A 14,304-nucleotide genomic window follows, 5' to 3' on the forward strand; every position below is an offset into this window, starting at 1 on the left:
GGGCCGGGGGGCTGCGCGCGGGTCTTCCCCCCTCAGATCCGCTCGGAGTCGACGCGCACGTCCAGCGAAACGGGGCGGTCGCTCCCTTCGAGGTCGGCGACCGCGCGCTGGACGACGCGCTCGGCTTCCTCCTTGATCAGGGGGATCGCCTTCTTGAGCACCCAGTCGAACGACGCCAGCGGCGGGAGGTCGACCGCGTCCGCGCTCGCGGAGTCGGGGTCGAAGCGGATCTCCAGCGCCACCTCGCAGGCGTCGATCGCGGCCGCGTCCGGGTCGGCATCGTCGGGGAGCTTGATCGTCGCGTCCGCGGTCGCGGGGTCGACCGTCGTCGGCTCGATGCGCCAGCAGCCGTGCGCCTCGATGTCCTTCGTCACCCGCCAGTCGATGCGCGTCGGCGCCTCGACGCCTGTGACCTCCGAGCGGGCGGTGTAGCCGAGCTTCCACCACGCGAACCGGAGCGCGTACTCCGTTCCCGGCCCGCCGTCGCCTCGAAGCCGCTCCACGCGGTCGAGGTACTCGGAGTATCGGTCGTACCGCGGGAAGTCCAGCAGGAACTCGTAGACGTCCGCGGGCGCCGCGTACACCGTCGTTCGTACGACGAGTTCGTCCACGGCCGGCGTTCTCGCCGCGTCCTGTTAAACCCGCCCGTCGCGGTCGCACGCTCGCACCCCTCCAGCGGTCGGCCGAGTTCGTGCGCGACCGCCGGCGCTTTCCCCCGCGGCCGGGCGTGTTCGGCCGAGTCTCGTGCCCTGACCATCCCCGTGTGACGGACAACCGTGCTACTACACCACGGAGTTAGGGCTGCCTAAAGATCGATGGTGTTTTAGTCATTTAGGGTGGCCTAAAGGGTATGACCGACGACCGCATGCGGAGACGGAACGTCCTCACGACCGGCGCCGGCGTCCTCACGGCCGCGTTGGCCGGATGTACCGGAGGAGACGGCGGATCGACGGCGGAGCAGACGGAGACCGACGCCTCCGAGGACACCGCGACGGAGGGGACCGCGGCCGAGGAGACGGCGGACGCGGACGGCTCGTACTCGGTCTCGATGGCGCCGGTCGGCGAGGTGACCTTCGAATCCGTGCCCGAAACGTGGGAGACCTACTTCCCGGGCTACGCCGACATGGGCGTCGCGCTCGGACACGGCGACGGGCTGGTCGGCCTCGGGAACATCGGTCGTTACCACACCGACGCCTACGACGAGCTCGACGGCGTGAGCGTGAACAAAAACGAGATCACGCAGGTGCTGGGTGACGGCGGTATCGACCGGGAGATCTACTACGAACTCGACGCGGACGTCCACCTCACCGACCCGCAGTGGCTGACCAACAACGGCTTCTTCGGACTGGAGCAGGAGGACATCGACGAGGTCGCGTCCAACGTCGCGCCGTTCCTCGGGAACACCGTCTTCCGCCGAACGGACCCGTGGCACGACTACCGCTACTACACCCTCTACGAGACGTTCGAGAAGGTGGCCGAGGTGTTCGACGAGCGCGAGCGCTACGAGGCGTTCGCCGCGTTCCACGACGAGGTCGTCGCGGCGATCCAGACCGACCTGCCGCCCGCCGACCAGCGCCCCAACGCGCTGTTGACGTTCGGTGCGGGCAACGAGCCGGAGCAGTTCTCGCCGTACCGGCTCAGCGACCAGGGGACGAACAAGAAGCAGTGGCACGACCTCGGGCTCTCGGACGCGCTCGCCGACACCGGCATCGACGGGCTCTCCACCAGCGAGCGCGGCCAGATCGACTACGAGACGATGCTGGAAGTCGATCCGGACGTCGTCCTCGTCCGCGGACACGAGGACAAGACCGCCGCGGAGTTCGCCGACACCGTCCTCGCGTTCATGGAGGGCCACGACGTGGCCAGCGAGCTGACCGCGGTTCAGGAGGGGCGCGTCTTCCGCGGCGGCCCGATCTATCAGGGCCCCATCCAGCACCTGTTCAACCTCGAGCGCGCCGCGACGGCCATCTTCCCGGACACGTTCTCCGGGGAGCTGTTCGACCGCGACGAGCTCGCGTCCATCATCACGGAGGAGCCGTGAACGGAACCGGCACCTCCAACACCGGCTCGACCCGACGCGGCTACCTCCGGCGGAGCGCGGCCGCCGTGGCGGCCGGCGGGCTGCTCGCGGGCTGTGCGGGCGAGGACGCGCCCGCGAACGGAGCGGGCTCGACCGCGGCCGGGACCGCGACGGACGCCGCGGACGCGACGGCGACCGACGACGCCGACACCTGGAACGCCTCGCTGGCGCCGGTCGGCGAGGTGACCTTCGAGTCGGAACCCGAGAGCGTCGCCGTCTACGACCTGCTCCACGCGGATCTGGCGGTCGCGTACGGCCGAGCGGACGCCGTCAACTCGCTCGGCTTCGACGCCGCGGTCGACGGTGCGACGCTGTCGGCCTACTACGAGCGCCTCGACGGCGTCGAGACCGACTGGGACGACCTCGCGCAGCTCAACGACGGCAACTCGGGCGTCAACGTGGACGTCGAGCTGCTGTACGAGCTCGATTCGGACCTCCACCTGATCGACCCCGCGCTCGTCACCTCCTTCGACGGGTGGGGGCGCGAGGACACCGCCGAGATCGCCGACAACGTCGGGCCGTGGTTCGGCAACTACTTCAGCCGCACTCACGGCGAGCCTCCGTCCACGTGGGCCGACGCGTACGAGTACCACACCGTCTGGGAGACCGCGGAGCGGGTCGCCCCGGTCTTCCGCGCCGAGGACCGCTACGAGGCCCTCGCCGAGGTCCGGGCGGACCTCCTCGCGACGATCGAAGAGGGGCTGCCGCCCGCCTCGGAGCGCCCCACGGTCGCGGTGGCCATCTTCATGGATGGGACCTTCTACCCGACCGCGGCGAACGCGCCCGGCTACGCGACGGCCCACGTCCGCCCGTTCGGCGTCGAGGACGCGTTCGCGGGCGAGGAGATCACCTTCGAGACCAGCTACGACTACGAGGCGATGCTGCAGTTCGACCCGGACGTCATCCTCCATCCGTACGGGCTGGCCTCCTACTACTCCGTTCCCGACGTGCGGACGACCCTTTCGGAGCACGCGGTCGGCAGCGAGATCACGGCGGTCGCCGAGGACCGCGTCTACCCCTCGGGCAACCCGATGCAGGGGCCGATCGTCAACCTGTTCCAGACCGAGATGACCGCCAAGCAGCTGTTCCCCGAGGAGTTCGGCGCGTGGCCGGAGTACGACGGCGGCTCGTACCCCGAGATCCCGGCCGAGGAGCACCTGTTCGACCGCGACCGCGTCGCGGAGGTGGTCGCGGGCGATGTCTGAGGCCTCGGGCGAGGCGTCCGCGTCCGCCCGCGGCCGCGCAGCCGGGCTCTTGGAGGGGTTCGACGGCTCGCTCGTCCCCGTGATCGTCGCCAGCACCGCCGTGGTCGTCTTCGGCGGCCTCGTGCAGGTGAGCTTCGGGACGTTCTCGATGACCGTCATGGAGGCGTGGCGGGCCGTCCTCGACCCCGACATCTGGGGTCATCCCGGCCTGCTCGCGGAGTTCTTCCTCGGCGACGCGATCGGCGGCGCCGTGGCCGCGCAGTTCGGCTGGACGACCGACGTGGAGCTGGCCCACGAGACGATCATCGTCTGGACGGTGCGGTTGCCGCGGGTGCTCGTGGCGATCCTCGTCGGCGCGAACCTCGCCATCTCCGGCGCCATCTTCCAGGCGGTGACGCGCAACGAGCTCGCGAGCCCCTACATCCTCGGCGTCTCGTCGGGGGCGGGGCTCGCGATCCTGCTCACGCTGGTCGTCTTCTCCGGGCTGACCGCGTTCCTGCCGATCCTCGCGGCGCTCGGCGGGACGACCGCGTTCCTGATCGTCTACGTCATCGCGTGGAAGGGCGGCACCTCGCCGGTGCGGCTGGTGCTCGCCGGCGTCATCGTCGGCACCGTCTTCCAGTCGCTCCAGACGGGGATCTTCTTCTTCGCGGACGACCTGGGCGTCGTCCAGTCGGCGATCGCGTGGACGACCGGCTCGCTGACGGGGACCGACTGGGAGCAGGTGCGGCTCGCGCTCCCGTGGACGCTGCTGGCGACGGTGCTGGCGCTCGCGGGCTCGCGACAGCTCAACGTGCTGTTGCTCGGCGAACGCACGGCGCGCTCGCTCGGGATGTCCGTCGAGCGCGTGCGGTTCGCGCTGTCGGCGGTCGCCATCCTCGCGGCCGCGGCCGCCATCGCCGTGGCCGGCATCGTCGGCTTCGTCGGCCTCATCGTCCCGCACATGGTGCGGACGCTCGTCGGCTCGGACTACAGACAGCTCATCGTCGGCTGTCTGTTCGTCGGCCCGGCGCTGATGGTCGGCGCCGACGTCGGTGCCAGACTCGCGATGGACCCCGTCCAGATCCCGGTCGGGATCGTCACCGGTTTGGTCGGCGGCCCCTACTTCCTCTACCTGATGCGCCGGCAGGAGCAACTGGGTGACCTGTGAGATGACGGGGAACGACGCCGAGACACGGCGGGATTCCGACGGTGACCACTCCGAGGAGTCGGACACGGATCGAGACGACAGCGCCGCGGAGACGACCGGAGAGCGGCGCGCGCGCGACGAGGTCACGGAGCCGGCCCGGACGCCGGCGCTCCACGGCGAGAAGCTCGAACTCGGCTACCCCGCCACGGCGGAGCCGGTCGTCGAGACGGAGCGCGTCGACGTGCCCGCCGGCGAGGTGACCGCGCTCGTGGGACCGAACGGCTCCGGCAAGTCGACGCTTTTGAAGTCGCTCGCGAAGCAGCTGGAGCCGGAGGCCGGCGAGGTGCTGCTCGACGGCGAAGCGATCTCGGAGTACGGCTCGAAGGAGTTCGCCCGCGAGGTGGGGATGCTCTCGCAGGAGAACGAGGCACCCGGCAGCACCACCGTCGAGGAGCTCGTCTACCACGGCCGCTACCCCCACCGCGGCTTCTTCGACGCGGTGACGCAGGCGGACGACGAAGCGGTCGACCGCGCCATCGAGCTCGCGGGCGTCGACCACCTCCGCGACGAGCCGGTCGGCGACCTCTCGGGCGGGCAGAAGCAGCTCGCGTGGATCGCCCTGACGCTCGCACAGGAGACCGACGTACTGTTGCTGGACGAGCCGACGACGTACCTCGATTTGCACCACCAGCTCCGCGTGATGGAGGTCGTCCGCGAGCTGAACGAGGAGGCCGGCGTGACGGTCGCGGTCGTCCTCCACGACATCGCGCAGGCCGCGCGGTTCGCGGACAACCTCATCGCGATGAAGGAGGGCGCGGTGTACGACTGGGGCCCGCCCCGGAAGGTCGTCACCGAGGCCCTCCTGGAGGACGTCTTCGACGTGGTCGCGAGCGTCGACACCGACGCCCCTGACGGCCCGCGGATACACCCACACCGGCCGGTCGAGTAGCGCCGGGGCTGCCGTGCTTGTCGCCCCCATCGAGAAAAAGCCCTCGACCGCGACCGGCCTCGCCCTTTCAGTCCGCCAGAACCTCGTTTGTGGAATGGGCCGGCGAGTCGATTGCTCAGTGAGTCTCCACACCGACTGTCGAGTCACACGCGGCCTCACGCCTCCCCAGCCTCGCGGTTCTCGCCCTCCGGTCGCGAACCGTCACCTCCGAAGACGGGAAACAGAAGCAACGACCGCGCTCCACGAAGTGTCGCTATCGGCCGTCTCGGTCGGCCATCACTCCTGATCGAGGCTCAGCCCGGCGTGCCAGCGGTCGGCGCCGGCCTCGGCCTTCACTTCGTCCATGCGCGCGAGGAGCTTCACCGCGAGGCTGGCCGTCTCGGCGGCGCGGGACTCGCCCTCGGTGCGGAATTCGCCGGTGATCCGGTTGGCGTAGACGGAGCAGACCGCGCCGGCCCGGAGGCCGTATACGTTCGCGATGGTGAGGATGGCGCTGGCCTCCATCTCGATGTTCTTCACGTTCGCGTTTCGCAGCTCCGCGACGAGTTCGTCGGAGCCGGCGGCCTCGAACCCCTCGAACCCGGGCCGACCCTGCCCGGCGTAGAAGGAGTCCGCGCTCATCGTCAGCCCGACGTGGTAGTCGTAGCCGAGGCGCTCGGCGGCCGCGACCAGCGCCGCGATCACCTCCTCGTCGGCGACCGCGGGGTAGTCCTCGCGGACGTACTCGTCGCTGGTCCCCTCCTGTCGGACCGCGCCGCGGGTGATGACGAGGTCGCCCACGTCCATCTCGGGCTGGATGGCGCCGCATGAGCCGACCCGGATGAACGTGTCCACGCCGACGCGAGCCAGTTCCTCGACCGCGATGGCCGCGGAGGGCGAGCCGATGCCGGTCGACGTGACCGAGACGGGCGCGCCGTCGTAGGTGCCGGTGGCGGTGCGGTACTCGCGGTGCCGTGCGCGCTCCTCGTGGTCGTCCCACAGTGCCGTGATCTTGTCGACGCGCTCCGGGTTCCCGGGCAGCAGCACGGCGTCCGCCACGTCGTCCGCGCTCACCTCGAGGTGGTACTGGACCTCGTCGTTGGGGTCCTCGCTGTCGTCGGTCATGTCCTCGGGCTTCGTGGCGGCCGGTTAAATATGGCGTCGGTTCGCGGCGGCGTCGCTACTCCGCCTCGGCCCCGCCCTCGGCGTCCGCGTCCGACAGCGTCTGCTCGCTGATCGTGTTGGGAAGCAGTTCCCCGAGGGTGTACTCGCTGGTCTCCTCGCCGCCCTCGTCGCAGACGACGACGAGGTCGTCGTCCGCGAACTCCGCGAGCGTCTGCCGGCACATCCCGCAGGGGGTGACGCCGTCGCGGACGCCCGAGGAGACCGCGATGCGCTCGAAGGCCTCGTGCCCGTTCTTGACCGCCTCCGCGACGGCGACCTCCTCGGCGTGGAGGCTGTTGGAGTAGTTGGCGTTCTCGAGGTTACAGCCCGTGTAGACGGTGCCGTCCGCGGTCCGCAGCGCGGCGCCGACGCGGTACTCGGAGTAGGGCACGTACGCGGCTTCGAGCGCCTCGCGGGCGGTTTCGACCAGTGGGTCCATATCTGGGAGTCGTCGCGGGTGCCGATAAGTCCGACGAGGTCGGACGCGGGCGCCGCGTCTCGGCGGGGTCGGGCGTCCGCGCGGCTAGCTCCCGGTGTCGTACTTGTAGGTCGCCTCGTCGGGGTCGATGCCGAAGTCCTCCGCCGTGTCCTCCGGTTCCGGCTCCGCCTCCTCGCCGGTCCCCTCGCTGGCCCGCTTGAACGCCTCGCGGAGGTGGTCCGGCATCGAGAACGCCTCGACGGGGAGCTCGAGCGCCACCACGTCCTCGCTCACCGTCTCCCGCTTCTCCGCGAGGCGCTCGCGCAGGCGCTCGGGGAGGTCCGCCTCCGGGACGCGCTCGAAGCCGAACTGCTCGAGGTACTCGGCCTCGTCGGTCAGCGTGTACACCGAGTCGAACCCCTCGATCTCGGCGGTGTCGACCAGCCGCTCGATGACGTGCGCGCCCACGCCCTGCCCGCGCCAGCCCTCCAGCACGCCGATCCCGGTCAGCTCGCACCGCTCGGGGTCGGTCTTGTGGACCCGGAGTCGGCCGAAGCCGACCCGCTCGTTCGACTTCTGGTCGACGGCGATAACGTAGTCCCGCGACCTGAAGGCGGCGTCGTCGAGCCCCATCGCCTCGATGTGGTCGAGCAGCCACGCCTCGTCCCGGTTCTTGGCGTCGCGGACGTACATGCGAGAACGTACCACGCCCACACCCAAAACGGTTCCCCGGCGGTCGATGGTCGCCCCACGGCCGCGAGGTGGCCCACGGACCCTCCGGATCGTTCCGGCAGGTTCGAGAAAGTTACTTACCCGGGCGGTCGGAACTTCCGATAATCATGGAGGGCAACGAGGCGACCGACGAGGTGGTCCATGAACCGGACCCCGAGTTCGCGGCCGCGACGAACGTCCGCGCGTTCATGGACGAGTACGACATCGACGACTACGACGAGTTGATCGCCCGCACGACCGAGGGGATCGAGGGCGAGCCCGACTCGGGCGTCGACTGGTTCTGGGACGAGATCGTCGACTACCTCGACCTCGAGTTCGACGAACCGTACGAGACGGTCCGCGACGACTCCGAGGGGCCGCAGTTTTCCGACTGGTACGTCGGCGGCGAGTTGAACGTCGCCCGCAACGTCGTGGACAGACACGCGGCAGTCGACTCACCGAACCGCAACCGCGTCGCGCTGATCTGGGAGGGCGAGGACGGCGACGTCCGCGAGTACACGTTCCACGAGCTCGCCCGCGAGTCGAACCGCGTCGCCAACTACCTGGAGTCCGCGGGGATCGAGGTCGGTGACACGGTCGGCCTCTACATGCCGATGGTCCCGGAGGTCGTCCCGATCCTCTACGGCTGTCTGAAGGTCGGCGCGGTCGCCGTCCCAATCTTCTCGGGCTTCGGGACGGAGGCGACCGCGACCCGAATCGCGGACAGCGAATGCTCGGTGCTGTTCACCGCGGACGGCTTCTACCGCCGCGGGAACGAGGTCCGACTGAAGGCCGACGCCGACGCCGCCATCGAGCAGGCCGGCCACGTCGAGGAGACGGTCGTTTACGACCGGTTCGGGGCCACGCCCGCGACCGGAGGGTCCGAGAGTGAATCAGTCGGAACCGACCCCGTCCCCTGGACCCCCGACCGCGACCGGACCTACGAGGAGGCGGTCGGGACCGCCGACCCGGACTACGAGACGAAATCGCTCCCCGCCGACCAGGAGTCGCTGCTGCTCTACTCGTCGGGGACCACCGGGAAACCGAAGGGCATCGTCCACACCCACGCGGGCGCGCTCGTCCAGCCGGCCAAGGAGATCCACTTCGGCTTCGACCAGAAGCCCCACGACCGCTTCTTCTGGGTCTCGGACATCGGCTGGATGATGGGGCCGTGGACGCTGATCGGCAACCACGCCTTCGGCGGCACCGTCGTCATGTACGAGGGCGCGCCGGACCACCCGCAGCCGGACCGCTTCTGGGAGATGATCGACCGCCACGGGATCACCACGTTCGGCATCTCGCCGACCGCGATCCGGGCGCTCCGGAAGCACGGCGACGAGTGGGTCGAGAGCCACGACCTCTCCTCGCTACGAATCCTGGGATCGACCGGCGAGCCGTGGGACCCCGAGTCGTGGCGGTGGTTCCACGACGCGGTCGGCGGCGGCGAGTGCCCGATAATCAACATCTCCGGCGGGACGGAGATCTTCGGCTGCTTCCTGATGCCGATGCCGGACCGGCCGCTCAAGCCCTGCACGCTCGGCGGGCCGGGGCTCGGGATGCACATCGACATCGTCGACGAGACGGGGGCCTCGATCCGGGACACCGGCGAGCGCGGCTACCTCGTCGCGCGCGACTCCTGTCCCTCGATGACGAAGAGCCTCTGGTCGGGCGACGAGCGCTACCTCGAGGAGTACTGGTCCACCTTCGAGGACCTGTGGGACCACGGCGACTTCGCGCAGAAGGACGCCGACGGCTTCTGGTTCCTTCACGGCCGCGCGGACGACGCGCTCAACGTCGCCGGCCGGAAGGTCGGCCCAGCGGAGATCGAGGGCGTCCTGATCGACCACGAGGCGGTCAATCAGGCGGCCGCGGTCGGCGTCCCCGACGACACCACCGGCACCGCGGTCGTCGCCTACGTCGTCCTCGAACCGGACGCGGAGCCGAGTGACGACCTCGCCGAGGAACTCCGCGCTCTCGTCGGGGAAGAGCACGGCAAGCCCTTCCGCCCGCGCGAGGTGCTGTTCGTCGACGAGTTCCCCAAGACGCAGTCGGGGAAGATCATCCGCCGCGCCATCGAGGCGGCGTACCGGGGCGAGGACCCCGGCGACCTCTCCTCGATGGAGAACCCGGAGGCGCTCGAGGAACTGAAGGACGCGTCGTAAGAAAAATACGCGGCCGCCGTCGCGGCGCTCCCGTTAGTCGTCCGCGGGCGTCGCCGCCGGCGTGCCCTCGCCCCAGACGCCGCTCGCGAAGTCGACCGCGCCGTTCCACTTGGCGACGACGGTCGTCACCGCGAGGTCGCCGGAGATGTTCGTCATCGTCCGCATCCGGTCGAGGATGGGGTCGACACCGGCGACGAAGCCGACCACCTCGAGCGGGAGGCCCAGCTGAGTCAACACGAGCGTCAGCATGATCAGTCCCGTTCCGGGGACGCCGGCCGCGCCGATGCTCGCGAGTACCGCCACGGCGACGACCGAGAGCTGCTCGGCGAGGCCGAGTTGGACGCCGACGAGGTTCGCCGCGAAGATGGCGACCACGCCCTGGTACAGCGCCGTGCCGTCCATGTTGATCGTCGCGCCCAGCGGCAGCGAGAAGCTGTAGACGCTCTCGTCGATCTTGAAGTTCTCCTCCGCGTTCGTCATCGTCACCGGTAGCGTTCCGGAGGAGGACCGGATCGACAGCGCGGTGACGAGCGCGTCGCGACCGCCGCGCAGGAAGTCGACGGGGGACTGCCGGGACAGGAGCATCACGAGCCCGCCGAGGTGGACGACGGCGATGTGGAGCGTCACGGCGATGGCGAGCGTCGCCATCAGCAGCGCGAACGGCAGGATGGCGTCGACGCCCGCCTGACCGAAGACGGACGCCATCAGCGCGAAGACGCCGACGACGCCGTACTCCATCACGCCCCAGACGATCTTGAACATCGCCTCGGCGCCGGCCTCCATGATGTCGAAGATGCTCTCGACGCCCCGACTGACGCCCTCGGAGACCTCGTCGGACTCCTGGACGACCGCGAGCGCGTAGCCGAACACGATGACGAAGAAGATGACCGGGAGGATGTTCCCCTCCGCCATCGCGCTGATGGGGTTCGCGGGGACGATGCCCATGATCACCTCGACGATGTCCGGCGCCTCCGCGGAGCCGGCCTCCGCCTCGGTCAGCTCCAGCCCCGCGCCGGGATTGATCAGGTTCGAGACGGCCAGCCCGACCACGACCGCAAGCGCGGAGGTGATCGCGTACAGGCCCACTACCTGTCCGCCGATCTTCCCCAGTTTGCTCGGGGTGAGCCGGCGCGCCCCCATCAGCAGCGTGAACACGATGATCGGGATGATCAGCATGCTCAGCAGCTGGACGAAGATGTCGCCGAGGGGCTGAAGCTGCGTCGCCGGCTGACCGACCGCCAGCCCGACGAGCGACCCGAGGACGAACGCCGTCCCGATGCGGTACACCAGCGGGATCGAGCGGTACCGTGACCAGACCGTGGCAAGTTGACTCATGGTCCGATCAAGGTGTTCTCTCCGGGCCCCTCTTAAGTAATTCCCCGACGGCGACGGTTTCCGATCTCCGTGACGGCCTCACGCCGGTCGCACCTGCGCCCGTCTACTCGCTCGCTCCCGCGAGTCGCCCCGCGAGCGCGACGCACCCCGCACCCGCGAGCCCAGCAGCGCCGCCGGCGAGTAGGACCGGCTCGTAGCTTCCGAGCGCCTCGAACGCCGCGCCCGCGGCCGGCGGTGCCGCGAGTCCGGCGACGCCGAACGACAGCGAGGCGACCGGGAAGAGGGTGTTGAGCGCTCCCTCGCCGAACAGGTCGGCGATCTGCGCGCCGAGCAGGCCGCCGCAGCCGCCGTAGGCGACGCCGAACGCGACCGCGACCGCGAGGAACGCCGAGCGACCGGGCGCGACCGCGAAGCCTGCGGTCGCCACGCCCATCAGCACCGCACAGAGGACGAAGGTCCGCGTGCGACCGACGCGGTCGGAGAGCGCGCCGATCCCGAACCGCGTGACGGTCGTCGCGATCCCCAGCGTCGTGATCGCCGCGACGCCCGCGGCCCGTCCGAGTCCGGCGTCGCTGGCGTGCAGCACGACGTGGCTCAAGACGACGTACAGCGGCGCGAACGTCAGCGTCCAGCCCGCGATGACGAGCAGGAACGCCGGCGACCGGAGCGTCGCTCCGGCGTCGGGGGCGACCCCGGAGGGGCTCAGGTCGCCGCCCGCACCGGTCGACGAGAATTCGGCACGTTCGCCGGCCTCGGCGCCGACGTCGGCGGGATCGTCGGCGAAGAGCAGCGCGACCAGCGCGGCGACGACGCCGACCGTCGCCGCGAGCGCCGCCATCGCGGGGCGCCATCCGACCGCGGCGATCAACCGGTCCGCGGCCGCGGGGACCGCCACGAGCCCCACACCGAGGCCCGCGGAGGCGACGCCGACCGCGGTGCCGCGGCGGCGACCGAACCACCGCGGGACGGTGGCGTAGCCCACCACGTAGAGCCCGGCCATGCCGGTCGCCGCGACGACGCCGAACGCGACGAGCAGTTCGGCGTAGCTGCGCGCGACGGCGGTCCACGCGAGCCCGCCCGCGAGCAGCGCGCCCGAACCGGCCGCCACGCGTCGGCCGCCCTGCGTCTCCACGACGCGCCCCGCGCCGACGCCCGCGACGTAGATGAGGGCGGTCTGGAGCCCGAACGCGGCCGCCAGCGCCGTCCGGGAGGCGTCGAACGTCTCGAGCAGCGAGTCGTAGAAGACGCCGAAGGCGTACGTCGACCCGAACGTCGCCATCGACGCCAGAAAGCACGCGACGACGACCACCCAGCCGTAGTAGACGCGGTCGGCAAGCCGGCGGCGCGGATCGAGAGCCATCGGTGGGTGGCTCCCGGCCCGGGACCATAAAGGGCGGTTTCGCGGCACTGCGCCGCGGTGTGGTGCGACGCTGAACGGTGCTTGTGCGACGCTGGACGGTGCTTGTGCGACGCTGGACGGTGCTCGTGAGGCCGGTGCTGTATGGAGCGGTCGCAGGTGCTCTCGGGATCTCCGGCGTCGGTCCGACCGCCGCCCCCGACCGATCAGTGCTCCACGAACTCCACGAGCACGCCGCCCGTCGACCGCGGGTGGAGGAACGCCACGTCGTGGCCCCACGCGCCCGGCCGCGGTTCCTCGTCCACGAGGTCGATGCCGAGGTCGCGGGCGTGATCGAGCGCGGCGGCGGCGTCGTCGGTCGCCAGCGCGACGTGGTGGATCCCCGGCCCCTCGCGGTCGAGGTAGTCCGCGATCGCGCCGCCCTCGCGGGGTTCGAGCAGCTCGAAGTAGCCGCCGCCGTCGAGCTCCAGGAACACGACGCGCATGCCGTCGAACGTCTCCTCGTGGGCGACCGGCGCGTCCAGCAGGTCGTCGAACAGGTTCGCGAGCGCGGCCGCGTCGTCCGTGGCCACGCCGACGTGATCGAACTCCATATCCCGGTGTCTGCCGCGTGGGGCATAAGCCCCGCGAGGGCGTCGCGGCCGCGATCCGGAAGCGATCGGCCGCGCCGGTTCCCTACTGTCCCGGCTTGTACTCGCCGTACTCCTCGCGGAGCACGTCGCAGATTTCCTGAACGGTCGCGTACTGCTTGACCGCGTGAACGATGTGGGGCATCACGTTCTCGGACCCGCGCGCCGCCTCGCGGACCGCCGCGAGCGCGTCCGCGACCGCCTCCGAATCGCGGTCGGCCTTGACCTCCTCCAACCGGTCGATCTGCTCCTGTTCCTGTTCGGGATCGACCTCCTCTAAGTCCATCTCCGGCTCCTCGTCGATCTCGTACTCGTTGACCCCGACGATGATCCGGTCGCCGGCCTCGATCTCCTCCTGGCGCTCGAAGGCGACGTCCTGGATCTGGCGCTGGACCCACTGACTTTTGACCGCCTCCAGCATGCCGCCGCGCTCGTCGACCTCCTCGAGGATCTCGAACGCCTCCTCCTCGATGCCGTCGGTAAGGCTCTCGACGTAGTACGAGCCCGCGAGGGGGTCGATGGTGTCGGCCGCGCCGGACTCGTGGGCGAGGATCTGCTGGGTTCGAAGAGCGGTCCGCACGGACTTCTCGGTCGGGAGCGCCAGCGCCTCGTCCTTCCCGTTCGTGTGGAGGCTCTGTGTGCCCCCCAGCACGGCCGCGAGCGCCTGATACGCGACGCGGACGACGTTGTTCTCGATCTGCTGGGCGGTGAGCGTCGAGCCACCGGTCTGGGTGTGGAACTTCAGCTGCTTGGACTTCGGGTTCTCGGCGTCGAACCGCTCCTCCATGATCTGCGCCCACATCCGGCGCGCGGCGCGGAACTTCGCGGCCTCCTCGAAGATGTTGTTGTGCGCGTTGAAGAAGAAGGAGAGCTGCGGGGCGAAGTCGTCGACGTCCAACCCGGCGTCGAGCGCCGCCTCGACGTACTGGATGCCGTCGCCGAGGGTGAACGCGACCTCCTGGGCCGCGGTCGACCCGGCCTCGCGGATGTGGTAGCCGGAGATGGAGATGGTGTTGAACTTCGGCACCTCGGCGGCGCAGAACTCGAAGATGTCCGTGATCAGCCGCATGGAGGGCTCCGGCGGGTAGATGTAGAGGTTCCGCGCGATGTACTCCTTCATGATGTCGTTCTGGATCGTCCCCCGCAGTTCGGCGCGGTCGACGCCCTGCTGGTCGCCCATCGCGAC

Annotated in this window: 13 protein-coding genes; 5 read left to right on the forward strand and 8 right to left on the reverse strand. The window is 70.1% G+C overall.

Translation table 11 applies throughout. The features are described 5' to 3' along the window. Window positions 1–32 precede the first annotated feature (32 nt). Window positions 33–611, reverse strand: coding sequence for an SRPBCC family protein (locus tag AN233_RS03350; protein WP_058365437.1), 579 nt, complete (start codon window positions 609–611; stop codon window positions 33–35). A gap of 239 nt (window positions 612–850) precedes the next feature. Here AN233_RS03350 and AN233_RS03355 point away from each other — a divergent pair, with 239 nt between their 5' ends. The 4 genes from AN233_RS03355 to AN233_RS03370 are packed head-to-tail and all read left to right on the forward strand — an operon-like array spanning window position 851 to window position 5,363. Beyond that, window positions 851–2,041: an ABC transporter substrate-binding protein gene (locus AN233_RS03355; protein WP_058365438.1), complete on the forward strand. Its 1,191-nt coding sequence runs from the start codon at window positions 851–853 to the stop codon at window positions 2,039–2,041. Continuing rightward, complete coding sequence (locus AN233_RS03360; RefSeq protein WP_058365439.1) at window positions 2,038–3,285, forward strand: ABC transporter substrate-binding protein; 1,248 nt, start codon at window positions 2,038–2,040, stop codon at window positions 3,283–3,285. Before AN233_RS03355 ends, AN233_RS03360 begins: the two co-directional genes overlap by 4 nt. After that, window positions 3,278–4,435, forward strand: coding sequence for a FecCD family ABC transporter permease (locus AN233_RS03365; RefSeq protein ID WP_058365440.1), 1,158 nt, complete (start codon window positions 3,278–3,280; stop codon window positions 4,433–4,435). The genes AN233_RS03360 and AN233_RS03365 overlap by 8 nt, the downstream gene beginning before the upstream one ends. Before the next feature lies 1 nt (window position 4,436). Beyond that, a complete protein-coding gene (locus AN233_RS03370; protein WP_058365441.1) occupies window positions 4,437–5,363 on the forward strand; it encodes an ABC transporter ATP-binding protein in 927 nt (308 codons plus the stop codon). A 276-nt stretch (window positions 5,364–5,639) separates the two neighbouring features. On the opposite strand, the gene AN233_RS03375 is transcribed toward AN233_RS03370, so the two are convergent. From AN233_RS03375 to AN233_RS03385, 3 genes are all read right to left on the reverse strand, one after another. Continuing rightward, window positions 5,640–6,467 (reverse strand): nucleoside phosphorylase, encoded by an 828-nt coding sequence (locus AN233_RS03375; RefSeq protein WP_058365442.1) that lies wholly within the window; start codon window positions 6,465–6,467, stop codon window positions 5,640–5,642. 55 nt (window positions 6,468–6,522) lie between these two features. After that, window positions 6,523–6,945, reverse strand: coding sequence for a cytidine deaminase (gene cdd, locus AN233_RS03380; protein ID WP_058365443.1), 423 nt, complete (start codon window positions 6,943–6,945; stop codon window positions 6,523–6,525). An 84-nt stretch (window positions 6,946–7,029) separates the two neighbouring features. Next, complete coding sequence (locus AN233_RS03385) at window positions 7,030–7,617, reverse strand: GNAT family N-acetyltransferase (RefSeq protein ID WP_058365444.1); 588 nt, start codon at window positions 7,615–7,617, stop codon at window positions 7,030–7,032. 146 nt (window positions 7,618–7,763) lie between these two features. Here AN233_RS03385 and AN233_RS03390 point away from each other — a divergent pair, with 146 nt between their 5' ends. After that, window positions 7,764–9,797, forward strand: a complete 2,034-nt coding sequence (locus AN233_RS03390; RefSeq protein WP_058365445.1) for an AMP-binding protein — start codon at window positions 7,764–7,766, stop codon at window positions 9,795–9,797. 33 nt (window positions 9,798–9,830) lie between these two features. Here the strand turns inward: AN233_RS03390 and AN233_RS03395 are convergent, their stop codons facing one another. The 4 genes from AN233_RS03395 to AN233_RS03410 form a co-directional block, all read right to left on the reverse strand. Beyond that, complete coding sequence (locus AN233_RS03395) at window positions 9,831–11,132, reverse strand: dicarboxylate/amino acid:cation symporter (protein WP_058365446.1); 1,302 nt, start codon at window positions 11,130–11,132, stop codon at window positions 9,831–9,833. 103 nt (window positions 11,133–11,235) lie between these two features. After that, the gene (locus AN233_RS03400) at window positions 11,236–12,492 is read right to left on the reverse strand and encodes an MFS transporter (protein WP_058365447.1); all 1,257 of its coding nucleotides are present in this window, start codon (window positions 12,490–12,492) and stop codon (window positions 11,236–11,238) included. 203 nt (window positions 12,493–12,695) lie between these two features. Further along, window positions 12,696–13,082 (reverse strand): methylmalonyl-CoA epimerase, encoded by a 387-nt coding sequence (gene mce / locus AN233_RS03405; RefSeq protein WP_058365448.1) that lies wholly within the window; start codon window positions 13,080–13,082, stop codon window positions 12,696–12,698. An 82-nt stretch (window positions 13,083–13,164) separates the two neighbouring features. After that, window positions 13,165–14,304: acyl-CoA mutase large subunit family protein (locus AN233_RS03410; RefSeq protein WP_058365449.1), on the reverse strand; the 1,140-nt coding region annotated here is incomplete at its 5' end.

It is taken from the genome of Haloparvum sedimenti, from assembly GCF_001462205.1.
In the GTDB taxonomy this organism is placed as follows: domain Archaea; phylum Halobacteriota; class Halobacteria; order Halobacteriales; family Haloferacaceae; genus Haloparvum; species Haloparvum sedimenti.

Excerpts from the sequence above, each read along its gene's own strand:
- AN233_RS03395 (WP_058365446.1), bottom strand. The coding sequence starts at position 11,132 with ATGAGTCAACTTGCCACGGTCTGGTCACGGTACCGCTCGATCCCGCTG.
- AN233_RS03355 (WP_058365438.1), top strand. The coding sequence starts at position 851 with ATGACCGACGACCGCATGCGGAGACGGAACGTCCTCACGACCGGCGCC.
- cdd (WP_058365443.1), bottom strand. The coding sequence starts at position 6,945 with ATGGACCCACTGGTCGAAACCGCCCGCGAGGCGCTCGAAGCCGCGTAC.
- mce (WP_058365448.1), bottom strand. The coding sequence starts at position 13,082 with ATGGAGTTCGATCACGTCGGCGTGGCCACGGACGACGCGGCCGCGCTC.
- AN233_RS03370 (WP_058365441.1), top strand. The coding sequence starts at position 4,437 with ATGACGGGGAACGACGCCGAGACACGGCGGGATTCCGACGGTGACCAC.
- AN233_RS03400 (WP_058365447.1), bottom strand. The coding sequence starts at position 12,492 with ATGGCTCTCGATCCGCGCCGCCGGCTTGCCGACCGCGTCTACTACGGC.
- AN233_RS03385 (WP_058365444.1), bottom strand. The coding sequence starts at position 7,617 with ATGTACGTCCGCGACGCCAAGAACCGGGACGAGGCGTGGCTGCTCGAC.
- AN233_RS03375 (WP_058365442.1), bottom strand. The coding sequence starts at position 6,467 with ATGACCGACGACAGCGAGGACCCCAACGACGAGGTCCAGTACCACCTC.
- AN233_RS03390 (WP_058365445.1), top strand. The coding sequence starts at position 7,764 with ATGGAGGGCAACGAGGCGACCGACGAGGTGGTCCATGAACCGGACCCC.
- AN233_RS03365 (WP_058365440.1), top strand. The coding sequence starts at position 3,278 with ATGTCTGAGGCCTCGGGCGAGGCGTCCGCGTCCGCCCGCGGCCGCGCA.